Consider the following 25,961-nt stretch of genomic DNA (forward strand, 5'->3'; position numbering starts at 1 on the left):
GATGAGCAAGAACAAAAAAATTCGCAAGTCCAAATGGCTCGTGAATACCGTGCTCGCCATCATCTGTCTCATCTGGACGATCCCGACGCTCGGTCTTCTCGTATCCTCTTTCCGGCCTGCCGCTGACATACTGTCAACAGGCTGGTGGAATATATTGCCTCATCGCGATTGGCAAACCTCGGAGCAGCTCCAGCTGCCCAAGGATACCGATCTTCGCGAGCCGATTAAGGTAAACGGAGTAACCTTCACGGATGATCAGCTGCGGGAAGGGGTAGAGGTCGACGGTGAACGGCTAATTTGGGAAAACCGGCGGGCTCGGCTCCTGAATGTCCAGGATAAGCAGTGGACGGTCATTTCCCGTTTTACGACTCAGAACTATGAGACGGTGCTTGGAGGGAAAACCTACTCCATTACGATGCCGGATGGGACGACGAAGACAGAGAAGGGCAGCGGCATGTCGCGTTCCTTCTGGAATACGATTGCGGTTACCGTCCCTGCGACGGTTATCCCGATCTTTATTGCTTCCTTTGCCGCCTATGCTTTTGCTTGGCTTCGCTTCCCGGGCAGGAAGACGCTGTTTGTTATCGTCATTGCACTGCTGGTTGTTCCGCTTCAGGTGGCGCTTATTCCGATTTTGCGTGACTATACGTCGCTGGGGCTTAACGGGACGTACTTCGGCATATGGCTCGCGCATACCGCATTCGGTTTGCCGCTGATTACTTATTTTATGTACACGTCAATCAGCCAGCTGCCGAAGGATTTGTTCGAATCGGCCTTTATGGACGGCGCAACGAACTTTACGATCTTTAGCAAGCTGATTTTGCCGTTGTCTGTTCCAGCGCTCGCTTCGATTAGTATTTTTCAGTTTTTATGGGTATGGAATGATTACTTGATATCGCTTATTTTCCTCGGCAGCCAGCCGGAGGTACAAGTTTTGTCCATGAACATTGCGAATATGGTCGGTTCGAGAGGAAATGACTGGCATCTGCTGACAGCTGCCGCTTTCGTTTCGATGCTGATGCCTTTAGCCGTATTTTTCGGATTGCAAAGATATTTTGTTCGGGGCATGCTCGGCGGATCGATCAAAGGTTAAAAGAAGATTATTCCGGCAGGAAAAGAGTGGCGCATCGTTTGGACGGGTGTCCGGGCATGCGCCATTCCTATATAAAAGTGGATGAATGAAGAGAAGAGGAGAGAGTGACATGGAGGTAAAGCCTGCTTGGTGGAAGGAATCGGTCGTATATCAGGTATATTGGCGGAGCTTCAGGGATACGAACGGGGATGGCATCGGCGATCTTAAAGGCGTGATTGAGAAGTTGGATTATATTCAATCGCTCGGCGTAACGATGGTATGGATAAATCCGTTTAATGAATCGCCGGATAAGGACAACGGCTATGACGTTTCCGATTATTATGCGGTAATGAATAAAGCCGGCACGATGGAGGACTTCGAATTATTGGTGGAACAGACGCATGCGCGAGGGATGAAGCTCATGATGGATGTCGTCGTGAACCATACCTCGGACCGCCATCCGTGGTTTATCGAATCGCGCTCCTCGATCAGCAATCCAAAAAGGGATTGGTATATTTGGAAGGATGGCAAGGACGGTGAACCGCCAACGAATTGGCGTTCCTATTTCAATCCGTCAAGCTGGGAGCTGGATGAAACAACGGGGCAGTATTACATGCATTCCTTTGCTACCGAGCAGCCTGATCTGAATTGGGCGAATCAAGAGATGAGAGCCGAGTTGTACAAAATGCTGCGTTTTTGGCTCGACAAAGGAGTGGACGGTCTTCGTCTCGATGCCTTGGCGCTGCTGGCAAAACCGGAGCTGCTGACGGATGTGGAGGACCCTCGCGATATTCGTTATTTAACTCATAATCCCGGCCTTCATGATTACTTGCAGGAAATGAATCAAGAGGTATTTAGGCACTATGATCTGATGACCGTCGGTGAAATTGCTTTCGTAACGCCAGAGACAGGCCCCTTGTTCGTGGATGAGGAGCGTCAGGAGCTGAATACGCTGTTTCATTTCGAGGTTGCAGATGAAATGCCGGAGTGGGACATGCTGCGTTTTAAGCGTATTCAACAATCCTGGGCAGAAGCGTTGGCAGGCCGCGGCTTTGGCTCGCAGTTTCTGAACAACCATGATCATACGAGGCAGGTATCGCGCTATGGCAATGACCAAGAGTACCGGGTGGAATCAGCGAAGATGCTCGGCATGATGATCCATACGCTCCCTGGAATTCCCTACATTTATCAGGGAGAAGAGATCGGAATGACAGGCGTAAGATATGAGACGATAGGCGATTACCAGGATATCGCTATGCTGAATAAGTATGTAGAAGAGGTCGGCAAAGGAGGGGATCCGGCAGCGGTATTCCGTGATTTGCAGCCGCTTAGCCGGGATAATTCCAGGACGCCGATGCAGTGGGACGGCACACCAAACGCAGGCTTTGGCAGTGAGAAGCCTTGGATTAAAGTCAATCCGAATTATACGGAAATCAATGTAGAACAAGCGGAGAGTGATCCGAATTCCGTATTGGCGTTTTACAGAAAGCTCATAGCACTGCGAAAAACCAATCCGGTCATGGTCTACGGAGATTTCACCGACATCAGCGAAGAAGATCCTCATCTGTACGTTTATGTGCGCGAATATGAAGGCACGGAATGGATCGTGCTGTTGAACCACAGCAATGAGTCCAACCTATTTACTTTTTCAGAGACGTATTTCGGCAGTGACTTGATAACCCTGGAGCTGGTGCTGGGCAACTATGAGCAGACAACAGAGAGCTGGAACGATGAGAAGCGAAGTATGGAGCTAAGGCCGCATGAGGGACGGATTTATAAGGTCAATTGCTAGTGAAGATAGCTAGCGGCATTAGGATGGAAGACGAGAAAAAGAGCCTGCTCCGCTTGGAGACAGGCTCTTTATTATGGGGAGCGTTGTGTAAGAACTCACTTATAAACAAGTTCTTGGGTGATCGGAAGCTTTCTGCCCTTGCCGTAAGGGATGCAGAGCGGCGTACCGAAGATCGGGTCAGCCGTAATCTGGCATTCCATATCGAATACGTCACGGATAAGCTGTTCGTTCATGATTGTTTCCGGTTTGCCTTGCGCATGGATGCGGCCGTCTTTTACGGCAACGATATGATCGGCATACCGGCATGCGAGATTAATATCATGCAGCACCATTACGATGGTCCGTTTCTCTTGCTGATTTAAGTCGAACAGTAAATCAAGAATTTCGATCTGATGTGCCATGTCGAGATAAGTTGTAGGCTCGTCAAGCAAAATGGTAGGCGTATTTTGCGCCAGAGTCATCGCTATCCAAGCGCGTTGGCGCTGGCCGCCGGAGAGCGAATCCACCGAACGTGAGGACAGTTCGTCCATGTGCGTTACGGCAAGCGCCTTCTTCACCATCTTCTCATCCTCGTGCGACCATTGCTGAAGCCAGCTTTGGTAGGGATAACGCCCTTGCTTCACCAGCTGATGGACGGTTAATCCTTCAGGAGCGAGTGGACCCTGAGGCAGGATGGCAAGCCGTCTGGCGATTTCTTTGCTTGAGAGCTTGGCAATTTCGGTGCCATCAAGCAAAATAGAGCCTTCCTGCGGCTTTAAGAGGCGCGCAAGGGAACGGAGCAGCGTCGATTTACCGCAGCCGTTGCTGCCAATGAACACCGTAATTTTTCCCGGAGGAACAAGCAAATCAAGATTATTGAAAATTTCCTTTTGCCCATACGACAAAGTCAGGTTTTTCGCTTGAATGGAGGACACGAGAAGCACTCCTTTGTATTTTGAATTTATATTAAAGTGAATGCCCTAGCGGCCGTTACGCACCATTGCGGTGACGGTACAACAAATAGATGAAGAAGGGGGCCCCAATTGCCGCGGTAAACACGCCGGCGGGAATATCGAGCGGAATGAATGCCACCCTTGCGACAAGATCCGATAACAATAATACGAGGGAACCAATCAGAGCGGAAACCGGGATCACGCCTCCATAGGATGGCCCGACAAGCTTACGGGCGATATGGGGAGCCATGAGGCCGATAAAATTGATCGCGCCGCCGATCGCAACCGCTGCTCCGGCAAGCGCTACGCTGATGATGAGTAAAATGGTCCGTTTAACCTGGACAGAGCTGCCTACGCTCGCAGCAACCTCGTCACCAAGCTCCTGTACATTAAGATGTCGGGCATAGATAAGCGAAATCGGTAAAAGCACGATAATCCAAGGCAGCAGGGTTGCTACATCTCTTTCCCAGGAAACGCCGTATATGCTGCCTGTCATAAACGTGAAGGCTTTGACGGCGACGGCAGTCGGCGTAAAGGATGCCGTAAGGATGAGCATATAAGTAACCGCTGTTAACGCGGTAGCCATGCCAATGCCGATGAGAACGAGCCGAAGCGGCGTGATTCCTCGGCGGTAGGCGAATAAGTATATAAGGAACGCAGCGGCAAACGCGCCTAGAATTGCGCTTAGCGGCATGAAGCGAATGCTGGCATGCGAGAAGTACAAGATAAATATGACCGTGCCTAGAGAGGCGCCTCCCGATATGCCAATGATGTCCGGGGAGGTCAGCGGATTGCGTACGATCCCTTGAAGCAAAGCGCCGGATACGGCGAGTGCCGAACCTACCATTACGGCAATCAAAACGCGAGGCATCCGAAGCGAGAAGATAATCATCGAATCGGAAGAATCCGCGTTCCCCAGAAACGCGCGTATGACCGTGACAGGGCTTATCGTTTTGCTTCCGAGCCCTACGCAAACGATGACCGCAGCAACATTAGCCAGAAATAATAAAATAATCATCATGACGGTACGGCGCTCTAGTTGAAAGGAATGCTTGCGTCCTCTGATCGTAATCCAATTATTCATCTTAGGAACGGCCTCCTCTTCTGGCGATAAAGACGAAGAAAGGAACGCCGATGATAGCCGTCATAATTCCAACAGGAACTTCCTTCGGAAATGAAATATAGCGCGAGCCGATGTCGGCCGCCAGCAGCAGAACGCTGCCATACACTGCGCAATAAGGGATAACCCAGCGAAAGTCGATGCCAACCAAGTAGCGCATCAGATGAGGCACGATGATGCCTACGAAAGCGATCGGTCCGGCTATAGAGACCGAACCTCCTGCGAGTAAAACGATAACGATGCCAGCGGCTAGTTTAATATAGACGGTTTTTTGGCCAAGCCCTACGGCCACGTCTTCTCCGAGAGTAAGCACATTCATATGTCTTGCTAGGACGAGTGCGCCGATCAAGGCTATTCCGATATAGGGAGCGGCAGCCGTGAATATGTGCAAGTCCCGGCCTGCGACTGAACCGACAAACCAATACAGCACCTGATCGAACGTTTGTCCGCTCGTAAGAAGAACACCTAGTGAAAGGGAGGAGAAGAACGCCGTTAATGCTGCTCCTGCAAGCGTAACCTTAAGCGGGGTCAAGCCGTCATTTCCGATGGAACCCAGGGTATAGACAAGAGCCGCGGTAAAAGCCGCGCCAATGAAAGCAAGCGTCGCAAAGGTCGTTAAACCGCTCGCTCCGAAAAAAGCCGAGCCGATAACAATGAAAAAAGCTGCTCCGGCATTTATGCCGAATAGGCTGGGCGATGCCAACTGATTCCGTGTGATGCCTTGCATCAGTGACCCGGCAACGGCAAGGCTTGCTCCCGCGGTGGCAGCGATAAGCGCACGCGGCATTCTAGCGGTCTGAATAATAAGATGCTCCTGCGAGCCATCGAACGATCGGTAAGAATCCAAGATGGTACGCCAGCTGATATTGGTTACTCCGAAAGCAATGCTGCAGACGATACCCGCGGCAAATAGAAGCAGTCCCACGATAAGCCCTGCCGTTCTTTGAGCACGTGTATGTAATAATGTATCCATAATGTCCTCTTTCCCCAGTATCAAGTATGATGAGAAAACCCATATTTTATAAGATGTGCTTAAGCTATGCGGTTGTCGAATAATATTAGGACTACTACAACATTTTAGGGGATCGCATGGATAGTGTCAATGAAGCTGAAAATCATTATCAATAATTATTGACATTGGCTTGCGTCGCTGGTATAGTTTCGTTTGGGATAACATTGAGAATGATTTTCATCATGAAGGGGAGAAAATAAAATGTTTCATTTATTAACGAAGAAATTAACTTGGACAGCAACCACGATCTTGCTTGCGCTAACGGTAGTCGTATCGGGCTGCGGCCAATCCGGGTCAAACAATAGCAATGAAAATGCCGCTGCCACCAATGAACCGGGGGCGTCGAACACGGCGGAAGCAAGAGTTGTCACGCATGCAATGGGCGAAGCCAAAATCGAAGGAACGCCGGAGCGCATTGTCGTATTGACGAATGAAGGAACGGAAGCGCTTCTTGCCCTTGGCGTGAAACCGGTTGGCGCCGTGAAATCTTGGACAGGCGAGCCTTGGTACGAGCACATTAAAGCAGATATGGAAGGCGTAACGGTAGTCGGGGACGAAAGCCAGCCGAATATGGAGCTGATCGCGAGCCTTAAGCCGGATCTTATTATCGGTAATAAATTGCGCCAGGAAAAAGTATACGATCAGCTTAATGCAATCGCGCCTACCGTTTTTTCGGAAACGCTGCGCGGCGAATGGCAGTCGAACTTCAAATTGTATGCTGATGCTATCGGCAAAAAGACAGAAGGGGACAATGTCATTGCCGACTATGACAGCCGCACTGCCGATTTTAAGGGGAAAGCAGGCGATAAGCTGAACCAAAAGGTTTCCGTCGTTCGTTTTATGGCAGGCAAAACACGCATTTACTTAGAAGATACGTTTACGGGCGTCGCATTCTCGAAGCTTGGCATTACGCGTCCGGATAACCAAAAATACAAAGATACCTTTGTCGAAGAAATCACGAAGGAACGCCTTCCTGAAGTCGATGCAGATATGCTCTTCTATTTCACTTATGAAACCGGTGACGGCAAAGGCACGCAAATGGAAGAAGAAATGCTGAAAGATCCGCTATGGCAAAGCCTTGAGGTCGTGAAAAACAATAAAGCGATCCGAGTAAGCGATGCGATTTGGAACACGGCGGGCGGCGTAATCGCGGCTAATTTAATGCTTGATGAGCTTTATAAAATTTATGAAATCAATTAAATGCACGTAGGACGAACAGCCGGATGAGATCATCCGGCTGTTTTTTTGTGAGCAGAGCGGTGACCCGTGAGGTGCAGGACTCCTTCGATTTTCGGGAAGCGGCGCCGATCAAACCCTTGTAGGAAATATTTTTCTTAGCAGAGCCTTAAGCGAATAAGCGATTCGGACCATCGTCCGGAGCCTTTTATTTGGTAAGCCGAAGAAAAAAGCCGCTGCGGATTGTTGCGTCGATGCATAAAAGTACGTACCTGGTAAACACTGTTTCTCTAGACCCACATGGGTTCATTCGGGTATGATACCGATAGGTTACAGGGGTGCTTGAGAATAATTACGCTTTTATGTTTGGGAGGGTATTGAAGCTGAATCAGTATGAAGAGATTAAACAGGGCGAGAAGGGGGCCTGGGTGAGTATCGGCGCCTACTTGGCTTTATCTGCCCTTAAGCTCGTTGCTGGCTACTGGTTTGTGTCGGGGGCTCTCGTGGCAGACGGCTTTAACAATTTAACGGATATAGTGGCATCGGCTGCCGTTTTGATTGGCCTCCGCATCTCGCAAAAACCGCCGGACAAGGATCACCCTTACGGACATTTCCGCGCGGAGACGATAGCGGCGCTTATTGCTTCCTTTATTATGGCGACGGTTGGCATTCAAGTGCTCATCAGCGCCGTGAAATCTTTGTTTGCTACGGATCACCATGTTCCGAATTTAACCTCGGCATGGATCGCATTGTTCGCGGCTGCATGTATGGGCGGCGTTTATGTTTATAATCGCAGGCTGGCGCTGCGCATTAACAATCAAGCCTTGCTGGCTGCCGCCAAAGATAATTTATCAGATGCATTAGTCAGTATCGGTGCGGCAATCGGTATCATTGGCGCGCAGTTCGGCCTTCCTTGGCTGGATCCCGTTGCTGCGATCGCTGTAGGCGCCATTATATGCAAGACGGCATGGGAGATCTTTTACAGCTCCACGCATGCGCTTACCGATGGTTTTGATGAAAACGAGCTTTCCTCTCTGCGTACGACAATTGCCAAGACCAAGGGCGTGAAGTCCATAAAGGATATTAAGGCCAGAGTCCACGGAAGCCATGTGCTTGTGGATGTGATTGTCCAGGTCGATCCCGAGCTGACGCTTATTGAAAGTCACCGAATCAGCGACGAGATTGAGCATCGTATGGGTAGAAAGCACAATATAATGAGTGTTCACGTTCATGTTGAGCCTCATGAATTAGCTGAGAATATTGAACTATCGCTAACGGAAAAACACTGATTAGAACCGGTAATTATTACCAAACGTTTTCTTTTGAGAATTTCGTGGATACAAAGGCCTGTACCGAGGTTTGAATCTAAAGGCCTAACTGTGTGGGAGAGCTCTTCAATAGCCCAAGAAGTATAGGGTTGAATCGCATAGAAAATAGGCGTAAAGGCATCTCCTTAATGGAAATGCCTTTTTTGTATTATTTTACAGCGGGTTTATATGTCTTCCAACTCATTTCATTATATCGGTAAATAGGCGGAATGGACGATACTTGTCTCTCTCAAACGAATTTACAATGGGAGCAGAACCGTTATATCTACACCGTTTACACACCAAGGGAGGCGTATTGAATGCAATACACCATGAAACACAGACTGGCAACAGCAACCTTAACGGCAGCATTATTGTTTGGCTCGATTTCTGTTCCGGCAGCACTGGCAGCTCAAGCATCGCAAGTAGGCGAGGTGCAATCCAGCGTCAATATGCGCACATCTCCGTCAACTTCTGCATCTATCATTCGCAGCTTAAAGAAAGGCGAGCAAGTGTCGGTTATTGAGAAAGTGAATTCGTATTGGTATAAAGTGAAAGATTCCTCCGGTAAAACGGGCTACATATCAACATCTTCCCAGTATATAGAGCTGAAAAGCCCCGCACCAGCGCAAATTGGCAATGCCGTTGTCAAAGCATCCGTTTCTTTTCGGAAGACGGCATCCACATCGGGAGAGCGGATTCGTTATTTAGCAAAAGGCGAGAGGGTCACCGTTCTTGCCAAAACAAACAGCTATTGGTATGAGGTACAGGATAGCAAGGGCGTCCTCGGCTACGTTAGTACGCAAGCCTCTTATCTTAGCGTCACTGGTACGATTCAAGGCGGCGGAACAGGGAGCACGGGAAGCGGCGGAGGCAGCCAGGTAACCATACCGGAGGAAACGAAGAATGAGGCCATCGAGAAAATGATTGCGGCGGGCATGAAGTATTTGGGTACGCCTTATGAATACGGCTCCGACCGCAACACGACGGCAACCTTTGATTGCTCCGACTTCGTTAGGCAATCGTTCCTTGACGGCCTCGGCGTAAGGCTGCCCGCTGACTCGCGACAGCAGGGGCAGTATGTCAAGGATAAGGGGTCGATCAAGACGGACTGGAAAGAGTTCGAACGCGGCGATTTGGTGTTCTTCATGTCATACAAAGGTTCGAAGTCTTCCGCTTATGCGGGAATAGACAAGTCGTCGGCCACGATAACGCATGACGGTATCTATTTGGGCGATGGGAAAGTATTGCACACCTTCTCGAATGAAGGCGGAGGCGTTACAATCACCAATATTGCCGGCACCTCATGGGAATATCGTATCATTTTTGGCGGAAGCGCGCTATAATCACAAAAAAAAGCCGGTCAGGGAGAATCCCTGACCAGCTTTTTACTAATGTTATGGGTTTTATTCGATTTAAGAATCAATTTGTACGGTCGTGCTCTCGGTTTGTTTCAGGGGTTCAGATAATACAGGCTCCGATTGTTGTTCCGCCAACGCCTTTTTCTGACTGCGTCTTTTACGGATAATAAGATACAAAACGACAATGGGAACGGCTCCTATGAAAATATATAAAGAAACGTCTTTTACCATGCTTTCAGCAGCACGGCCGTAGAAGTAGAACAGCAAACCGACGATATAGAATTTCAGCCCCCGGCCAATTGCCGCGTAACCGATTAGTCTCCATAACGGGAAGTTTAAGCAGCCGGACAGTATCGTAAATACTTTAAATGGTATAGGTGTGAACGAGCCGATGAGGATAGCCGTTTCGCCATTTTTCTGAAACTTTTCCGTGGCGGCGTCGATCCATTCTTTTTTTAGAAACTTATAAAGGACGGATTTACCCATGATCTTACCCAGATAATACCCGACGGGTGTACCTAAGAGACAGCCGATATAGCCTACGGTAGCCAGCCATATTGCTGTTGTTGGATTGAGTAAGCTTAATGAAACTTGAAGGAAAAACGCGGGAATGGGAAAAATAACTGCATCTAAAAAAGCATGAATAAACAATCCCAGAGGCCCGAAATCTTCTAAAAATTTGACTACATCTTGAAACATTACCAGGCTCCCTTTCCGTCAACTAACCTGCACATAAAGCCTGCTAAATGAAATACCTTATGGAAATTCCCGTATTTTCCAATATATGCTGCAGTTTGTTGAAAAAGCGCTTTAGCGCTTGATATTTTAATTATAGCATATTTAATACGGTTAAGAAGATGATAGTTGTCATGTGTTTTTACGAAAATTTCCACTACTGATTTCATGCGGGCAGGCTTTCCTTATTCGCTGCACCCGGACTGAAGCAGGAAAAGGTCCAGCCAAGCCTATGCTTCCCAAATCCAGCGCATAAGAACGAATACGTATACGCCGGCCCGGAGGTTTCAAGCGGTTTCTTACCATGGCTTCCGAAGTGGAATTTTATATTGAAAATATGAAAAAAGCCGCTTAAACACAGGATAGACCCGTATTTAAGCGGCGTGCATAAGGTATGATCGGGCGCAGAAAAGCGGGCTGCGCATGCTCACTGTCCTGCGATAATTCACTGCCGAAAAGGCTATTCCCTGGTTTGACGGCGGGAAACGCCGCTTTGCTGCGCGGCTTGAATGACACGGCGCCGCACCTCTTCCACAACACGCGTGTTGAACACGCTGGGTACGATGTACATGGGGCTCAGCTCTTCCTCGCTAATAACGGAGGCAATGGCTTCGGCTGCAGCTAGCTTCATCTCTTCATTTATGGTAGCAGCCCGGCTGTCGAGAGCGCCTCGGAAAATGCCTGGAAAGCATAACACATTGTTGATTTGATTCGGGTAATCCGAGCGGCCGGTTGCGAATACCGCAACGATATCCTCAGCCAGCTCCGGTCTAATTTCGGGCTCTGGGTTTGCCATAGCGAATACGATGGGATCCTTGGCCATCGTTTCAATATGGCCTCGCGTCAATATTCCGCCGGCAGACACGCCTATAAATACATCCGCTCCAACCAATGCTTCTGCTAATCCGCCGCTTTGACGCTGGGCGTTCGTATTCTCCGCGTACCACTGCCACATGGGATTGCCGTACTCGTTGTCGGCCGTCAATATGCCTTCGCGGTCTACGCCGATAATATGCTGGGCACCGCCTGCCAGCAGCATTTTTGTGCAGGCGGTTCCTGCCGCTCCGATTCCGCAGACTACAATGCGAGCCTCGCTCAAGCTGCGGCCCGTCAGCTTCAGCGCGTTCAGCAAACCCGCATATAATACAACAGCCGTGCCATGCTGGTCATCGTGAAAAACGGGAATATCAAGCTCTTTGCGAAGCCTTTGTTCAATTTCGAAGCAGCGCGGCGCGGAAATGTCTTCGAGATTGATGCCGCCAAAGGCGGGAGCCAGGTTTTTTATGGTTGCGATGATTTCTTCCGTATCCTGCGTGTCGAGGCATATCGGGAACGCATCGACATCGGCAAATTGCTTAAACAGCATCGCTTTCCCTTCCATGACAGGCATTGCCGCATAAGGACCGATATTTCCAAGGCCTAGTACGGCGCTCCCGTCGGATACGACCGCAACCATATTTCTTTTTATGGTGAGCGTGTATGCTTTGGAGGGTTCATCAAAAATCGCTTGGCAAACCCTGGCGACATCTGGCGTATAAACCCGGGACAAATCGTCACGGTTCTGGATAGGGGTTTTGGGCTGAATCGTAATTTTACCGCCCAAATGAAGCAGAAAGGTGCGGTCGGAAATATGAACCAACCGAATGCCGACCAATGATTTCATTGCCGTCGTAAGCCGTTCGGCTGCGCCGTGCTCTGCTATTTTGACCGTTAAGTCGCGCAAGCTTTTGTTTTTGTCTGTATGTATGACGTCAATCGCGACGATGTCGCCCTTGGCCTGCTCAATAGCTGTAGCCGCACGTCCGAATTGCGCGATATTCGTATCGATTTCGATCCTCATTATGATTGTTTTACCGTCTGTCATGTGTGAACTCAATATAAACAGCTCCCTTCATCAGTTATACTATTTGGATAAGGGTACACAATTTATGCTTGCTTCAATCACGTTAAAAAAAGAAAGCCGTCACTGCATTAGTCGCAGGACGGCGTTCGGACAATTCATGGGGTCATATTGTTGATTTCGTTTAGATAGCAGACCGTCCCTGAATTGACCAGAGGCGTAGGGCTCGTGGATGAGCGAGAACCATCGATCGACGGTATCGTTCGAGTCGAGCATTTCGCCAAAACCGTTGCTAATGAAATATTCGCAGTTTTCTTCCTCTTGTCCAGGTATTGGTTCATAAAAGAGCATAGGAATTCCTTTGCTCATTCCCTCCGTGCAGGTCATGCCGCCGGGCTTCGTTATGAGCAGATCGGATACATCCATCAGCTTGTTGACTTCTCGGGTGAAGCCTAAAATGTGGATGTTGGGATGCTGGAACAGCGGATCGGCAAGCATCTTTTCTTTCATCTTTTCATTCGATCCGACGCAGTAAATGAGCTGCGTGCTTTCCCGCCATTTCGTCATGTATTCGAGGGCATTGTCCTCGTACATGATTCCCCAGCCGCCGCCCATGATAAGTACGGTCGGTATGTTTTTCAAATGATATTGCTCTCGGATTTCCTCTTTATCGTATGTATGCCAAAAATTCGGATGAACGGGAATGCCGGTTACTTCGATTCGTTCATCGTCAATCCCTTTATCGATAAGCCGGTCTTTCACGAGGGAAGAGGAGACCAAATATCGGTTTACCTCCTTGTTTACCCAGGAACCATGCGCATCGTAATCGGTTATAAGCGTGTACAGCGGCATGTCCAGGCCTAAACGCTTAAGTCTTGCAACAACCGCATTGGGTCCCGGATGCGTGCAGATGATCAAATCCGGCTTCAGCTGGGAGATGACCTGTGACGTTTGGGTATAAAACATGCGATGAAGCGCAAGCTGAGTAAGGCGGTTAAATGATTTTTTATAGTTGCTGCGGTACATAAGACCGACCATCTTAGGCTGTTTGCTTACTGTTTTGCGATATGCGGATATTATCCATGGACCAAGCACTGGATTAAGAAATTTTCCAAGCTCGATGACGCGGGTCTGAATCCCCGGACTTAACTGCTTAAGTCCGACAGCGAGCGCATAGGCAGCTTGAGTATGACCGGAGCCAAAGCCTTCAGAGAGCAGAAGCACTCTTTTCTTACGCATTCATTCCACCTACTTTTCTAATTCCATATTACGATGCAAGTGCGAGTAACACAAGTTTTATCCGTCAGGGTTGCGAATAGAGCGTTGGATAATTTATCCTTGAAGGGAGCAGCTCGTATAATTAGGTTATGTATTCCTTGCGCCAACTATATTTACATATATTTTACAAGTGATTATAAAATAATAAGCGAGGATGAGATAAAATGGAACCGATAAATCAGAACGTCCAGCATTTGAAAATTGGGGATTACGTAAAAGCCGAGGTGCGTTCCGGCCATTATGTGGGAGAGCTTATCGAAATCAACGGCCCCCGTGGCCTAGTCAAGGTATTGGCTGTATTAAAACATCCGGAGCAAGGCGATCTTCATCATCCTTACAATCCGGACGTGCCGATGTTTCACGAAAGACGTGCGCTTAGCTATACCGAGAAAACAACGGTTTTGGTACGCGATATCAAACCATATACAGGAACGGTTCCCGAATACGGCGAATCGCTGCGAGCTGCTGCAGAAGCAGAAATTGCTGCACTTGACCGCTTGCACCGCTGGACGGCAAAAGGACTTGAGCAAATGCAGCAGCTTCTGAAGGAATACAAATAGCCTTATTTACTATTTATTAATGAAGACCGTTTTTAAGGTTTCGCGAAAGACGACCTGAAACTGCAAGCCTTCGGACAAAGCCGCAAGCGGAACGTACAAGGTGCTCGCCTTGCCGGCTGGATGCACGAAGGCAGGCGGTGCATCCAGCGGTTTAGGATCTCCGTTAACGCGAATCATGCCTGCGCCTACGGTAATGTCAACGGTACCGTTCTCAAGCTTAACCGTAGCGGTCTGCGAAGCGGCCTTCCATGCGATGGCGGCGCCCATGGCTTCCGCGATGCTGCGGAGCGGTACGAAGGTTCGATTTTGAACAAGAAGCGATTTATATAGGCTATTCATTTCTTTGCCATTCAGGACGACCGAAACGGGTTCGCCGTCTTTTTTTGGCTTGACCACGCGATAATCTCCCCAAATCGTCTTTGCAAAAGCTCTCCCCATTGCCGCATAACCGGCCTTGCTAGGATGGATGTCGCCATCGGCTATCGATGTGTAAGACAGCTCATTATCGATAAACGCAGCCGCCGCATTTGCGATTTTCACCTGCTTGCCTTCTTTTGTCAGCCGGCCCGCGACATTGTTAAGCCGTTCCCGCAGCTTCTTAACGCTGTCTTGGAGAAACAAACGGTCTGCTTCGGGATATAATGGAAAAACCAATGCGCCGATCCTGACAGGCTTCGGAATAGGCAAATACTGATCGGCTACAATAATCTTTGCCTTTGGTTGCAAGCTTATCATCAAGCGGAGGGCTGCCTCCAGCTCTGTTTCGTAAACGTCCAAAGCCTTGTTCAGCACGGCTGTCGCTTCAGCTTGGTCTGCGCCTTCCTCGACCTTCTCCAGCACCGCGTACATATCGTTGCCGCCGATCGTCATGACGATGAGGTCGGAACGGCTAATTGCGGAGCGAAGCCGCTTTGAATCGGCGAATATTCGATCTGCGCGAGGATCCCGAAGATTGCTTTGGATATCCTTGCTTTTTACGGCAGTCCCATTAACGACCGCATCCATCCAGCGCTTTAAGCCCGAGGTCCGGAGTCCCAGCACCCCGAAGTTGGTATATTCCGAACGGAGTCCATGGAAGAGAGCCTGCTCGTAGACATGCTCCACAAAGCCGTAAGGGATCGAAGACTCGGTAAACCCGTGCTCGTAGCCGGCTGTTACTGAATCTCCGACCGCAAGGATGTGATAGGTGTTGGCAGCAGAAGCGTTGTCTGAATTGGAGGCGGCTTGCACGCTTGCGGAAAGGTTTGCGGGAAGAATAGGAGTAAGGGCAGTGACCATCACGCTCGAGATGATGACGGGTGCCAGAACGCGGAAAAAAACTTTCCTGAACTTGCTATACAACATGGACACTTCCTTCTGATAAAATATAAGGAAATATAAGTGGCGAACTATGCTATGCTTATATTTCGCGATGAATTGGAGACAGATCGGCAAAAGGACTGTGTTCAACGTTTGCGGCTGTAGTAAAATAGTGCAAATAATTATGAAAATATTAAATTGATTCCGCTTAGGCCTAATGTTAAAATAATATAATAATCGCAATGTCGCGGTATAGGCCCGGTATATGGTCAATATTAGACGGATGCGCTCTTGGCAGAGCTGCAGACGTTTAGCTTACGAATGGCAAGTAGCAGGCCGATGCGCCTCGCTGACTACCATTCTATGATAAAACAAGCCAAAAATGAAGCGTAATGCGTATTCATCGGTGCTTATTTTCAACACGTTCACGCTTACCCAAAAATCTTCTCATAGAAAGGTTGCACACAATGAAAGAACATATTTTGGGATTGCCGCCGAAGCAGGGGCTCTATGATCCGCAGTTCGAGAAAGATGCTTGCGGCATGGGCTTTGTGGCCAACATCAAGGGAATCAAATCACACAAGGTCATCCGCCAAGCGCTGATGCTGCTCGAGAACATGGAGCATCGCGGCGGTCAAGGCAGCGAACCGAACACGGGAGATGGAGCAGGTATTTTGCTTCAAATTCCGCATGCATTCTTTGCAGCTGAATTGAAAAAACAAGAAATTGAGCTGCCTGTCGAAGGACACTATGCCGTAGGTATGATTTTCATGCCGCAGGACGAGGCTGCCCGCGCAGCTATCGAGCGTGAAGTGGAATCGATTGTCAAAGAAGAGAACCAATCGGTAATCGGTTGGCGCACGGTTCCAACGGATGACAAGAAGCTGGGTGAATCCGCATTAGCAGTTAAGCCTTATGTCCGTCAGCTTTTTATCGGCATGAACGATAGCCTGAAGGACAACATGGCATTTGAACGTAAACTATATGTGATTCGTAAGCGTTCCGAGCTTGCGATTCGTTATGCCGGCAAAGAGGGCGGCAATATGTTTTATTTCTCGAGCTTATCCTCGAGAAAGATTGTATACAAAGGGATGCTTACGACTGAGCAGGTCCGCTCATTCTACACGGAGCTGAACGATGAGTCGGTCGTGTCGGCAATGGCGCTTGTTCACTCCCGTTTTAGTACGAATACATTCCCAAGCTGGGAGCGCGCGCATCCATTCCACTACATGATCCACAACGGCGAAATCAACACGCTTCGCGGTAACGTAAACTGGATGCATGCACGTCAAACGTTGTTCGCAACGGAATTGTTCGGCGATGACATCGAGAAAATCAAACCCGTTATTAACCCTGACGGCTCTGATACGGCGATGTTTGACAACACGCTGGAATTCCTGTTCTTGTCCGGCCGTTCGATGGCGCACGCGGCAATGATGATGGTACCGGAGCCATGGTCCAATCATGAGAGCATGAGCGACGAGCGCAAAGCTTTCTATGAATACCACAGCACCTTGATGGAGCCTTGGGACGGACCGGCTGCGCTCGGCTTTACGGACGGCGTGAAAATCGGCGCGGTGCTTGATCGCAACGGACTGCGTCCGGCTCGTTACTACGTGACGAAGGATGACCACATTATTCTCGGTTCAGAAGCTGGAACCGTTGAAATTCCGCCTGAGGATATCTTGTACAAAGACCGCCTGCGTCCAGGACGCATGCTGCTAGTTGATACAGAGAAGGGCCGCATCATTTCCGATGAGGAAGTCAAAGCGGAAATCGAGAAGGAGCATCCTTACCGCGAGTGGCTCGATGAACATCTCGTTGATTTGGAGGATCTGCCTGAAGCGCCTGAGCTGCCAGAACCAAACCATGCTACCGTTCAAATGAGACAGCAAGCCTTCGGCTATACGTTCGAGGATGTTCGCAAAGTGCTCGAGCCAATGGCTGGCAGCGGCGCAGAGCCGATCGCTTCGATGGGCTATGACGCTCCGCTTGCGGTATTGTCCGAACGCCCGCAGCGTTTGTACAATTACTTTAAGCAACTGTTCGCCCAAGTTACCAATCCTCCGATCGATGCAATCCGCGAGGAAATCATTACGGCTACTGGCACGACTATCGGTCCTGAGCGCAATCTATTGAACCCTGAACCTGAGAGCTGCCGTCATATAAAATTGGCTACGCCGATTTTATCGAACGAGCAATTCGCGAAGCTGCGCCATGTGCGCCGCCCAGGCTTCCGTTCCATTACGCTTCCGATCTTCTTCCCTGCGAATGAAGGCGAAGCGGGCTTACGCGCTGCTCTTACACAAATGTGCGAGGCGGCCGACCGTGTCATTGCTAAAGGCCATAATCTGCTTATTCTATCTGACCGCGGCGTCGATAAGGATAACGCTGCAATCCCAGCGTTGCTGGCGGTTTCGGCATTGCATCATCACCTTATCCGCCAAGGCACGCGTACGAAGGTAGCTATTCTACTCGAATCGGGTGAGCCGCGCGAAGTGCATCACTTTGCTTTGCTGCTTGGTTACGGCGTAAACGCAGTTAACCCTTACCTTGCTTTCGAAACGCTTGACGATATGATCCGTCAGGGCATGCTTCGCGGCGTATCGCATGACAAAGCAGTGAAGAACTTTATTAAAGCAGCCACCAAAGGCGTTATTAAAATATTGTCCAAAATGGGGATCTCGACGATTCAATCTTACCGCGGCGCGCAAATTTTCGAAGCGCTCGGCTTGAAAGAGGATGTCATCAATGAGTACTTCACATGGACGCCTTCCCGCATCGGCGGTATCGGCCTTGACGTGATTGCCGAAGAAACGTTGAAGCACCATAACCGTGCATTTGCTGAGCAAGAGGGCGGCGAGAAGGAGCTTGACTCCGGCGGCGATTACCAATGGCGCAAAGACGGCGAAGACCATTTGTTCACGCCGCAGACGATTCATACGCTGCAAATGGCTTCCCGTGCAAATGACTACAAGCTCTACAAAAAGTTCTCGGCGCTCGTACAGGGTGAAGACAAGAAGCATCTAACGCTTCGTTCCTTGCTTCAATTCAAGGAAGGACGTCAAGCGATTCCGATCGAAGAAGTTGAATCGCTTGAATCCATCGTGAAACGCTTCAAGACCGGCGCGATGTCGTTTGGATCGATCAGTAAAGAAGCGCATGAGAGCCTGGCTATTGCGATGAACCGTCTAGGCGGCAAATCGAACACAGGCGAAGGCGGAGAAGACCCTGCCCGTTTCATTCCCGATGCGAACGGCGATTCCCGCCGCAGCGCGATTAAACAGGTTGCATCCGGACGTTTCGGCGTAACGAGCAACTACTTGGTCAATGCAGACGAGATTCAAATTAAAATGGCCCAAGGCGCTAAGCCTGGTGAAGGCGGCCAGCTACCTGGTCTTAAAGTATATCCTTGGGTAGCCGAGGTTCGCGGCTCAACGCCAGGCGTAGGTCTCATCTCGCCGCCGCCGCATCACGATATCTACTCCATCGAGGATTTGGCTGAGCTTGTTCATGATTTGAAAAATGCTAACCCGCGCGCACGCATCAACGTCAAGCTTGTATCCGGCGTTGGCGTAGGCACGATTGCAACGGGTGTGGCAAAAGGCCGCGCAGATGTTATCATGGTCAGCGGTTATGACGGAGGTACGGGCGCATCTCCAATGGGTTCCATCCGCCATGCGGGTCTGCCATGGGAGCTTGGTCTTGCCGAGACTCACCAAACGCTTATGCTTAACAAATTGCGTGACCGCGTAGTTCTTGAAACGGACGGCAAAATGATGAATGGCCGCGACGTTGCGATTGCCGTGCTGCTAGGCGCTGAGGAATACGGCTTCTCGACTGCTCCGCTAATCGTGCTTGGCTGTATCATGATGCGCGTTTGCCAGCTTGATACATGTCCGGTAGGCGTTGCGACACAAAACCCTGATCTTCGCAAGAAATTTATGGGTGATCCAAGCCATGTCGTTAACTACCTGCGCTTCATTGCCGAAGAGCTTCGCGAGATTATGGCAGAGCTTGGGTTCCGTACGATTCAAGAGATGGTTGGACGCGTTGATATTCTTGAAACGAAGCAGCTGCGTGAGCATTACAAAGCAAAAGGCATCGACCTTACTGGCTTGCTCTACGAAGCGGATCTTCCTCAGGATGCAGTACGCTATAATATTCAAGAGCAAAACCATGGCCTTGAGCTTTCGCTTGATATGCAGAAGCTGGTTCCTCTTGCGCAGCCAGCGCTTGAGAATGGCGAGCGCGTACGCGGTACTTTCCCTATCCTGAATACGAACCGCGTTGTCGGTACGATTCTGGGCAGCGAAGTTACTCGCCGTTACGGTGCGGCTGGTTTGCCGGAAGACACGATTTCTTATCATTTTGTAGGCACGGCTGGTCAAAGCTTTGGCGCATTCGTACCGAAAGGTATTACATTATCGATTGAAGGCGATTCGAATGACTATGTCGGTAAAGGTCTATCCGGCGGTAAAATCATCGTAGCGCCGTCTCCGAAGGCAACATTTGTAGCCGAAGAAAATGTTATTATCGGTAATACAGCGTTATATGGCGCGACTAGCGGTCAAGCTTATATCCGTGGTGCTGCCGGTGAGCGCTTTGCGGTTCGGAACAGCGGAGCTAATGTCGTTGTCGAAGGCGTGGGCGATCACGGCTGCGAATATATGACAGGCGGACGCGTCGTTATTCTTGGAAATACGGGACGTAACTTTGCTGCCGGTATGTCAGGCGGCGTAGCTTATATCTATGATGATAAGGGCGATTTCTACAACCACTGTAATTTGGAAATGGTATTGCTGGAGCGTCTCGAGGATTCACTGGATGTGGCTGAGCTGCGCGGATTGATCGAATCGCATGTTCACTATACGGAGAGTGCGATCGGTTCCCGTCTATTAAACGATTGGGATGTATCGCTTTCGAAATTCGTTAAAGTTATTCCGAAGGACTACAAACGTATGCTTGAACAGATCCGTAAGGTCGAGGATACCGGTTTAGTAGGCGAAGCAGCATTGCTTGCAGCCTTCGAAGCGAACAAAAGAGAGCTTGCAAGAGCAGGCGGCAAATAATGATTCTAAAGTAACGAACAATAGATATGAACAAGGGACTGTCCCTGGAGTAGCATGAGCTACTTCAGGCGACAGTCCCTTTTGTTTTTCGACAAAATGCCACTAAATTAGAAAAAAGCCGCACCCATTAACCGACATATTCCCTTCGGTGACTCGAGTATAATGATGTTAATATAGCTATCACTATTATTATTTTATTAGGAGCTATCATATGTTAAAGGATGAGGCAGGGATGACCAATGGTAAGCCCGACCAGCATTCTAGCGTCATTGTGCTCAAAATAGATGACGTACTTAAGCAAATCGGGATTCCAGAGGCAAAATGGCGCTCTTATGTAAAGCAAGCTAATGCAGTCGTTCAGCACGGATCAGAGAAATAAACCATTTCGTTTCTTCAGCAGTGAGTGCCCTGCCATCGATCGTTAGATGGTATTTAGCTAACAGCTCTTCATCAGAAAGCTCGAGCTGATCAACGAACTGGCGTACATCATTCGCTAATGTTTGCTGGGGGATGAAAGTCCTTCCGATCAAATAATCGATTGTAACCTGAAATAGATCAGCAAACTTCGATAACGTTTCGGAATCGGGCTCTCTACGATTCTTCTCGTAATGAGATAAAGCTGCGCGCGAGATACCAAGCGCGGTTGAGGTTTGCAATTGGGTCCATTTTCGCTCCTCCCGCAATGCTGCTAGCCGATTACCGATACTCATCGAATTCCTCCTGTATTAAAGAACGGGTACTTCTATTTTAATACGGAACCGGAATATTTGCATGTGATATTAAAAATTCATGAGCATAAAGGATCAAATATGCAATTAGGTATGATGGAGGAATGGAGTATGGCGACGAATTCAAACGATGTATCGCGCGCCCACATCAGGCTTCGCTTCACAGAAGGCGTAAAGGCAGAACTAAGACTGGTCAGCAAAGACGGTCAGCAATTAACGCCGTCAACGACTACGGTACTTCTTCTTAATCTAAGCCCAAATGGCTTATGCTTTTTATCAGGCTTGCATTTGCCCATCCAGCATAACTATTCCGTTGAGTTTCGAATGACGATCTCCAATGTGCATATTATCGTAAGAGGACGTATCGTTTGGAATTCGAAGCAGGATAATCAATTTGTTCATGGCGTGTTATTCGAATGCTCCAATACGCTTCGTTCGTTAATCATCGGCGTGATGAATCAAGAGATTTTGGAGAGACAGCCGCAGCAGCAAAAAATCCATTCTTTATACAGCAGATTATTGAATACGAAGAGATTGCATTACAGCGGTTAGGGAGTACCAATATAGACTTGCAAGGACTTGCTCGAAGGGGGACATTCTTTGAAAATCATATTATTATCAGGCGGATCGGGAAAAAGGTTATGGCCCTTATCAAACGCTAATCGCGCAAAACAATATTTATCTGTTCTGGAGGGTCCGCATGGCGGTATGGAATCGATGCTTCAACGACTTTGGCGACAGCTTGATGAGGCTGATTTGCAGGAGCATGCGCGAATATCGACCTGTCGTCAGCAGGTAGAAATGCTGCAGAGACAACTAGGAGCGAAATCACCGGTTATTATTGAGCCTGAGCAGAGAGACACTTATCCGGCAGTGGCGCTTGCTTCGGCTTATTTGTATTCCATCGCAGGCGTATCATTAAGTGAAACGGTCATTGTAATGCCCGTAGACGCATATGTTGATAATGAGTTCTTTTCATGTATCAGAGGACTTCCAAAGCTGGTTAGAGAGAGCCATTCCGAGCTGCTCATGCTGGGGACAAGGCCTGGTTATCCGTCGGAGCAATATGGGTACATCATGCCGGAAGCATGCCGTCATAGCGAGGATGAGGGCATGTATGAGCAAGCAGTGAAAACATTTAAAGAAAAGCCTAACGAGGCTGAAGCGGAGTCACTGATAAAAGCCGGTGCATTATGGAACAGCGGCATTTACGCCTTTCAGCTTGATTTTATGATCAACATGCTCATGAATCGCAATTTGCCCATCCATTACGAAGAATTATACAAACAGTATTATAAAATGCCAAGAGCAAGCTTCGAAGACGAAGTTACGCAAAAAACAAGCTCGCGTTCCGTTATTCGCTACGACGGAGGCTGGAAGGACCTCGGGACATGGAAAACCTTATCGGAAGAAATCGCTTTTGAAAAGCTGGGGATCGGTGAAGTATCGGACGACAGCGAGCAGTCACGGCTTATAAACGAACTGGATATCCCAATTTCGATCGTTGGTTTGAATAACGTGATTGTAGCCGCCAGCCCAGACGGGATTCTTGTAACGAGCAAGGATGCGGATACCGTATTAAATGCGAAGCTTCAAGCAATGAATGAACGACCAAAATATGAAGAACGACGATGGGGCCATTCCAGAGTTATCGATACGGCAGTGCTAGCCTCAGGATTACATAGCGTCACCAAACGGATATTTATCGCAGCTGGGCAAAATACAAGCTACCAAATGCATTTTAAAAGAAGGGAGGCCTGGACGGTTCTATCTGGCGAAGGCATTCTTATTTTGGATGAAATGTATCGTCACATCGCTCCGGGAGACACGATTACGATCCCGGAGCGTGCGAGGCATGGTCTGCGGGCAACGATTAATATGGATCTGATCGAGGTACAGACGGGTGAGCAAATTAAGGATGACGATGTTATTAGACTCGGTATCACCTGGGATGAAATTACTAGTCAAATAAATATGGTATAGGAGACTAGAATATGGTGAATCGGAATGAGCTGGCTGTCATATTAGCGAAGGTCATTGCCGGCAGAGGCTCTATCGATGTAACATGCTACGGAAACGCCATGTATCCATTTTTGCGGGACGGCAATGTATCAACCTTCGTACGCGTGCGTGAAGAGGATCTGCAGATCGGCGATGTGTGCTTGTTTGAAAGCAAAGAAGGACAATTGTTGCTTTATCGGATAATTGATTTGGACGACGAACAGCAGCCAGCGGTTTACACATTCCGAGGAGATACTTGCGATAGGCCGGAGCTGCCGATTCCATTTTCCCATATTATAGGCAAACTGAAGGCTGTGCACAGGGACGGCAGAGTCTTGTATACAAATCACTGGCGATCGCGCCTAATCGAAGCCGCAGTGCTTCAAATTCCGTATTGGCCCAAAATTTCGAGATGGATTGCAAATCGACGTTATGATCAAACTTCTGCTATTTAATGCTGCTTGAATTTTTTAAAGATAGAAGTTGATACAATCATTACGAAAGAGAGAGGGAGCGATCTATCGGATGATATGTTCAAAGGACCGTTTTTATTGTGTTAGTTGCGGGGAGATGCTTTCTAATCCTGAAGCGGATATTTTGTTCCGAACAGGTTTTTTCCGAGTGGTACATCCAATGGGTTATTGCTTAACATGCAGCGTGGAGCAGGATAAGCTGGATGCTATAGTAGGAACGGCGGGTAAGACCAGTAACTATGACTATAAAATGTTCCTTCGCGCAGATGCGAAAGTTGCCGAACATGTTATACAGCCCTATCGAACGGAAGATAATACGAGCCTTTGCCCTACAGTCCAACTGTAGAGCAAAGGTGTTTTTTTTTACCAACTTCCAATTGTTTCCTTAATCGTTTATAATGAATAAGATTTGGATTTTTGAAGGAGGAGCACGGATATGGAGCAGACCATTGTTAAATTGCGAAATGTAACAAAAAAAATCGGCAAAAGAACGATCATTGACCGATTGACGCTCGATTTACCGCTAGGAGAAGTATTTGGTTTCCTTGGCCCCAACGGTTCAGGCAAAACAACGACGATTCGTATGATGGTAGGCTTAATGTCGCTTACGGATGGTGAAATTACTATAGGCGGGCACAGTATTACGAAAAACTACGAGAAAGCCATTCGCCATGTCGGGGCAATTGTAGAGAATCCTGAGATGTACAAATATTTGAGCGGTTATGATAATTTAATCCATTACGCACGAATGATTCCGGGCATTACCGAGCATCGAGTGAATGAAGTCGTAAAGCTGGTTGGCCTTGAAGGGCGAATCCGCGATAAGGTGAAGACCTACTCTCTCGGTATGCGTCAGCGGCTAGGCGTTGCGCAGGCTATCTTACATAAACCGCAGCTGCTCATTTTGGATGAACCGACAAACGGCTTGGACCCGGCGGGAATCCGCGAGCTCCGCGACTATTTGCGAATGCTTTCCAAAGAAGAGGGCATAGCCGTGTTCGTATCGAGCCATTTGTTGTCTGAGATGGAGCTCATGTGCGACCGCGTTGCTATTATTCAGAATGGAAAGCTAATTGATGTCAGAAACATTCGGGGCGAGCATGCCGCGAAAGCAAATAATCGCGTCGTTATAGAAGTGGATAACCAGCGCAGCGCTCTGGATGTACTCCTTGCGGCGGGTATTTCAGGCGAGACCGAAGGAACTGACGCGATTGCCGTTGAGGCTGACAAGGAAAACACGGCTGCTATTAATGCTTCTCTTGTAGCGGCAGGAGTTAAAGTTTACGGTATCCGCGCGCAGGTGAAAACACTCGAAGACCAATTCTTAGAAGTAACTGGAGGGGAACGAATTGGGTAATTTTTTGCCGCTTGTTCAAAATGAGAATATGAAAATTTACCGTCGCCCCCGCACATGGGTAATGACGGGGATATTGATCGTATTAGTGCTTACCATATCGATTTTATGGGTAATTTTCGGCGGCCGGGATACATCGATGTGGGATGTCGCCTTTATGGAATCATCCATATTGTTTTTGCTGGTTACAATTTTTACGGTGGTTATTGCCGCGGGCGGAGTCGCTGAAGAGTTTACAAGCGGAACGATCAAACTGCTTTTGATCCGTCCATGGTCACGCTCCAAAATACTATTGTCCAAATACATATCTGTTATGATTTTTGCGCTATTGCTCGCGGTCCTGCTTTTCGGAAGCACCTTGCTGGTAAATTGGATTTGTTTTGGCATTAATGCATCGCCGGACATCAAGCCTACTTTCGTAGGAGAGGACGGTTCCAGCGCTCTTGTTTACATGCTGAAGTATTATGGCTTGACGCTAATTTCGTTGGTTGTGACGGTAACGCTCGCTTTCATGCTTTCCACCATATTCCGAAGCAGCGGTCTTGCAATCGGTATGGCTTTGTTTCTCCTGCTTGGCGTTAACAGCTTTGTCGGATTAATTGCCATGCTGGAGTATAAATGGATCGACTATCTTTTGTTTATTCACTTAAACCTGACCCAGTACCTAGACGGTAACCCGATGAGGCAAGGGATGACGATGGGTTATTCCATTGGCGTGCTCGGAGTTTATTATGTAATCTTTATCGCTTTGACCTGGTATATCTTTAACAAGCGTGACGTTGCCTCTTAAGGTATCGTAATTGAAAAAAGCCGTCCTTGCCCGAGCTGCTTCCCGATGAAGCAGCAAAG

The 25,961-nt window shown here is 48.6% G+C and carries 22 protein-coding genes; 13 read left to right on the forward strand and 9 right to left on the reverse strand.

Translation table 11 applies throughout. From position 1 onward, the window contains the following. Window position 1: 1 nt before the first annotated feature. The gene (locus MRBLPE1_RS14705) at window positions 2-1,093 is read left to right on the forward strand and encodes a carbohydrate ABC transporter permease (RefSeq protein WP_364146429.1); all 1,092 of its coding nucleotides are present in this window, start codon (window positions 2-4) and stop codon (window positions 1,091-1,093) included. 109 nt (window positions 1,094-1,202) lie between these two features. Further along, the gene (locus MRBLPE1_RS14710; RefSeq protein ID WP_364146431.1) at window positions 1,203-2,864 is read left to right on the forward strand and encodes a glycoside hydrolase family 13 protein; all 1,662 of its coding nucleotides are present in this window, start codon (window positions 1,203-1,205) and stop codon (window positions 2,862-2,864) included. A gap of 95 nt (window positions 2,865-2,959) precedes the next feature. Here the strand turns inward: MRBLPE1_RS14710 and MRBLPE1_RS14715 are convergent, their stop codons facing one another. From MRBLPE1_RS14715 to MRBLPE1_RS14725, 3 genes are read right to left on the reverse strand one after another with little or no spacing between them, the layout of a single operon-like run. Then, window positions 2,960-3,778: an ABC transporter ATP-binding protein gene (locus tag MRBLPE1_RS14715; RefSeq protein WP_364146433.1), complete on the reverse strand. Its 819-nt coding sequence runs from the start codon at window positions 3,776-3,778 to the stop codon at window positions 2,960-2,962. Window positions 3,779-3,833: 55 nt separating this feature from the next. Continuing rightward, complete coding sequence (locus tag MRBLPE1_RS14720) at window positions 3,834-4,880, reverse strand: FecCD family ABC transporter permease (protein WP_364146434.1); 1,047 nt, start codon at window positions 4,878-4,880, stop codon at window positions 3,834-3,836. Between the two features lies 1 nt (window position 4,881). After that, window positions 4,882-5,889 carry a FecCD family ABC transporter permease gene (locus MRBLPE1_RS14725; protein WP_364146436.1) on the reverse strand — a complete coding sequence of 336 codons (1,008 nt, stop codon included), beginning with the start codon at window positions 5,887-5,889 and terminating at the stop codon, window positions 4,882-4,884. 240 nt (window positions 5,890-6,129) lie between these two features. Between MRBLPE1_RS14725 and MRBLPE1_RS14730 the strand changes: the two genes are divergently transcribed. From MRBLPE1_RS14730 to MRBLPE1_RS14740, 3 genes are all read left to right on the forward strand, one after another. Further along, window positions 6,130-7,128 (forward strand): ABC transporter substrate-binding protein, encoded by a 999-nt coding sequence (locus tag MRBLPE1_RS14730; protein WP_364146438.1) that lies wholly within the window; start codon window positions 6,130-6,132, stop codon window positions 7,126-7,128. A 338-nt stretch (window positions 7,129-7,466) separates the two neighbouring features. After that, the gene (locus MRBLPE1_RS14735) at window positions 7,467-8,393 is read left to right on the forward strand and encodes a cation diffusion facilitator family transporter (protein WP_364147315.1); all 927 of its coding nucleotides are present in this window, start codon (window positions 7,467-7,469) and stop codon (window positions 8,391-8,393) included. A 338-nt stretch (window positions 8,394-8,731) separates the two neighbouring features. Then, the gene (locus MRBLPE1_RS14740) at window positions 8,732-9,757 is read left to right on the forward strand and encodes an SH3 domain-containing protein (RefSeq protein WP_364146439.1); all 1,026 of its coding nucleotides are present in this window, start codon (window positions 8,732-8,734) and stop codon (window positions 9,755-9,757) included. A 69-nt stretch (window positions 9,758-9,826) separates the two neighbouring features. Here the strand turns inward: MRBLPE1_RS14740 and MRBLPE1_RS14745 are convergent, their stop codons facing one another. From MRBLPE1_RS14745 to MRBLPE1_RS14760, 4 genes are all read right to left on the reverse strand, one after another. Then, window positions 9,827-10,471, reverse strand: a complete 645-nt coding sequence (locus tag MRBLPE1_RS14745; RefSeq protein WP_364146441.1) for a YqaA family protein — start codon at window positions 10,469-10,471, stop codon at window positions 9,827-9,829. Beyond that, complete coding sequence (locus tag MRBLPE1_RS14750; protein WP_364146442.1) at window positions 10,471-10,677, reverse strand: hypothetical protein; 207 nt, start codon at window positions 10,675-10,677, stop codon at window positions 10,471-10,473. The genes MRBLPE1_RS14745 and MRBLPE1_RS14750 overlap by 1 nt, the downstream gene beginning before the upstream one ends. A 290-nt stretch (window positions 10,678-10,967) precedes the next feature. Then, the gene (locus MRBLPE1_RS14755; RefSeq protein WP_414698874.1) at window positions 10,968-12,383 is read right to left on the reverse strand and encodes an NAD-dependent malic enzyme; all 1,416 of its coding nucleotides are present in this window, start codon (window positions 12,381-12,383) and stop codon (window positions 10,968-10,970) included. Window positions 12,384-12,470: 87 nt separating this feature from the next. Then, a complete protein-coding gene (locus tag MRBLPE1_RS14760) occupies window positions 12,471-13,586 on the reverse strand; it encodes an MGDG synthase family glycosyltransferase (RefSeq protein WP_364146444.1) in 1,116 nt (371 codons plus the stop codon). Between the two features lie 203 nt (window positions 13,587-13,789). On the opposite strand from MRBLPE1_RS14760, the gene kapB reads away from it, so the two are divergent. Continuing rightward, window positions 13,790-14,185, forward strand: coding sequence for a sporulation phosphorelay system protein KapB (gene kapB, locus MRBLPE1_RS14765; RefSeq protein WP_364146446.1), 396 nt, complete (start codon window positions 13,790-13,792; stop codon window positions 14,183-14,185). Between the two features lie 9 nt (window positions 14,186-14,194). On the opposite strand, the gene MRBLPE1_RS14770 is transcribed toward kapB, so the two are convergent. Beyond that, window positions 14,195-15,529 carry a stalk domain-containing protein gene (locus MRBLPE1_RS14770; protein ID WP_364146448.1) on the reverse strand — a complete coding sequence of 445 codons (1,335 nt, stop codon included), beginning with the start codon at window positions 15,527-15,529 and terminating at the stop codon, window positions 14,195-14,197. Window positions 15,530-15,951: 422 nt separating this feature from the next. On the opposite strand from MRBLPE1_RS14770, the gene gltB reads away from it, so the two are divergent. Together gltB and MRBLPE1_RS14780 are read left to right on the forward strand one after the other, a co-directional pair. Further along, the gene (gltB, locus tag MRBLPE1_RS14775) at window positions 15,952-20,556 is read left to right on the forward strand and encodes a glutamate synthase large subunit (RefSeq protein ID WP_364146450.1); all 4,605 of its coding nucleotides are present in this window, start codon (window positions 15,952-15,954) and stop codon (window positions 20,554-20,556) included. A gap of 211 nt (window positions 20,557-20,767) precedes the next feature. Beyond that, window positions 20,768-20,935: a hypothetical protein gene (locus MRBLPE1_RS14780; RefSeq protein ID WP_364146451.1), complete on the forward strand. Its 168-nt coding sequence runs from the start codon at window positions 20,768-20,770 to the stop codon at window positions 20,933-20,935. On the opposite strand, the gene MRBLPE1_RS14785 is transcribed toward MRBLPE1_RS14780, so the two are convergent. Beyond that, entirely contained in the window at window positions 20,901-21,266 is a 366-nt protein-coding gene (locus MRBLPE1_RS14785) for a helix-turn-helix domain-containing protein (RefSeq protein ID WP_364146453.1), read from the reverse strand. The two genes, MRBLPE1_RS14780 and MRBLPE1_RS14785, sit on opposite strands and share 35 nt — an antisense overlap. Before the next feature lie 129 nt (window positions 21,267-21,395). Here MRBLPE1_RS14785 and MRBLPE1_RS14790 point away from each other — a divergent pair, with 129 nt between their 5' ends. The 5 genes from MRBLPE1_RS14790 to MRBLPE1_RS14810 all read left to right on the forward strand — a co-directional run bounded on the left by MRBLPE1_RS14790 (window position 21,396) and on the right by MRBLPE1_RS14810 (window position 25,902). Next, a complete protein-coding gene (locus MRBLPE1_RS14790; protein WP_364146455.1) occupies window positions 21,396-21,836 on the forward strand; it encodes a PilZ domain-containing protein in 441 nt (146 codons plus the stop codon). A 48-nt stretch (window positions 21,837-21,884) separates the two neighbouring features. Continuing rightward, on the forward strand, window positions 21,885-23,267 hold the full coding sequence (locus tag MRBLPE1_RS14795) for a sugar phosphate nucleotidyltransferase (protein ID WP_364146457.1): 1,383 nt from the start codon (window positions 21,885-21,887) through the stop codon (window positions 23,265-23,267). 11 nt (window positions 23,268-23,278) lie between these two features. Beyond that, window positions 23,279-23,740 carry a hypothetical protein gene (locus MRBLPE1_RS14800; RefSeq protein WP_364146459.1) on the forward strand — a complete coding sequence of 154 codons (462 nt, stop codon included), beginning with the start codon at window positions 23,279-23,281 and terminating at the stop codon, window positions 23,738-23,740. Window positions 23,741-24,194: 454 nt separating this feature from the next. After that, window positions 24,195-25,115 (forward strand): ABC transporter ATP-binding protein, encoded by a 921-nt coding sequence (locus MRBLPE1_RS14805; protein ID WP_364146460.1) that lies wholly within the window; start codon window positions 24,195-24,197, stop codon window positions 25,113-25,115. After that, window positions 25,108-25,902 (forward strand): ABC transporter permease, encoded by a 795-nt coding sequence (locus MRBLPE1_RS14810; protein ID WP_364146462.1) that lies wholly within the window; start codon window positions 25,108-25,110, stop codon window positions 25,900-25,902. Before MRBLPE1_RS14805 ends, MRBLPE1_RS14810 begins: the two co-directional genes overlap by 8 nt. Window positions 25,903-25,961: the final 59 nt, after the last annotated feature.

This window comes from Paenibacillus sp. LPE1-1-1.1, assembly GCF_040676435.1.
In the GTDB taxonomy this organism is placed as follows: Bacteria; Bacillota; Bacilli; order Paenibacillales; family Paenibacillaceae; genus Pristimantibacillus.

Excerpts from the sequence above, each read along its gene's own strand:
- MRBLPE1_RS14705 (WP_364146429.1), top strand. The coding sequence starts at position 2 with ATGAGCAAGAACAAAAAAATTCGCAAGTCCAAATGGCTCGTGAATACC.
- MRBLPE1_RS14710 (WP_364146431.1), top strand. The coding sequence starts at position 1,203 with ATGGAGGTAAAGCCTGCTTGGTGGAAGGAATCGGTCGTATATCAGGTA.
- MRBLPE1_RS14720 (WP_364146434.1), bottom strand. The coding sequence starts at position 4,880 with ATGAATAATTGGATTACGATCAGAGGACGCAAGCATTCCTTTCAACTA.
- MRBLPE1_RS14725 (WP_364146436.1), bottom strand. The coding sequence starts at position 5,889 with ATGGATACATTATTACATACACGTGCTCAAAGAACGGCAGGGCTTATC.
- MRBLPE1_RS14730 (WP_364146438.1), top strand. The coding sequence starts at position 6,130 with ATGTTTCATTTATTAACGAAGAAATTAACTTGGACAGCAACCACGATC.
- MRBLPE1_RS14735 (WP_364147315.1), top strand. The coding sequence starts at position 7,467 with ATGTTTGGGAGGGTATTGAAGCTGAATCAGTATGAAGAGATTAAACAG.
- MRBLPE1_RS14740 (WP_364146439.1), top strand. The coding sequence starts at position 8,732 with ATGCAATACACCATGAAACACAGACTGGCAACAGCAACCTTAACGGCA.
- MRBLPE1_RS14745 (WP_364146441.1), bottom strand. The coding sequence starts at position 10,471 with ATGTTTCAAGATGTAGTCAAATTTTTAGAAGATTTCGGGCCTCTGGGA.
- MRBLPE1_RS14750 (WP_364146442.1), bottom strand. The coding sequence starts at position 10,677 with ATGAAATCAGTAGTGGAAATTTTCGTAAAAACACATGACAACTATCAT.
- MRBLPE1_RS14760 (WP_364146444.1), bottom strand. The coding sequence starts at position 13,586 with ATGCGTAAGAAAAGAGTGCTTCTGCTCTCTGAAGGCTTTGGCTCCGGT.
- kapB (WP_364146446.1), top strand. The coding sequence starts at position 13,790 with ATGGAACCGATAAATCAGAACGTCCAGCATTTGAAAATTGGGGATTAC.
- MRBLPE1_RS14770 (WP_364146448.1), bottom strand. The coding sequence starts at position 15,529 with ATGTTGTATAGCAAGTTCAGGAAAGTTTTTTTCCGCGTTCTGGCACCC.
- gltB (WP_364146450.1), top strand. The coding sequence starts at position 15,952 with ATGAAAGAACATATTTTGGGATTGCCGCCGAAGCAGGGGCTCTATGAT.
- MRBLPE1_RS14780 (WP_364146451.1), top strand. The coding sequence starts at position 20,768 with ATGTTAAAGGATGAGGCAGGGATGACCAATGGTAAGCCCGACCAGCAT.
- MRBLPE1_RS14785 (WP_364146453.1), bottom strand. The coding sequence starts at position 21,266 with ATGAGTATCGGTAATCGGCTAGCAGCATTGCGGGAGGAGCGAAAATGG.
- MRBLPE1_RS14790 (WP_364146455.1), top strand. The coding sequence starts at position 21,396 with ATGGCGACGAATTCAAACGATGTATCGCGCGCCCACATCAGGCTTCGC.
- MRBLPE1_RS14800 (WP_364146459.1), top strand. The coding sequence starts at position 23,279 with ATGGTGAATCGGAATGAGCTGGCTGTCATATTAGCGAAGGTCATTGCC.
- MRBLPE1_RS14805 (WP_364146460.1), top strand. The coding sequence starts at position 24,195 with ATGGAGCAGACCATTGTTAAATTGCGAAATGTAACAAAAAAAATCGGC.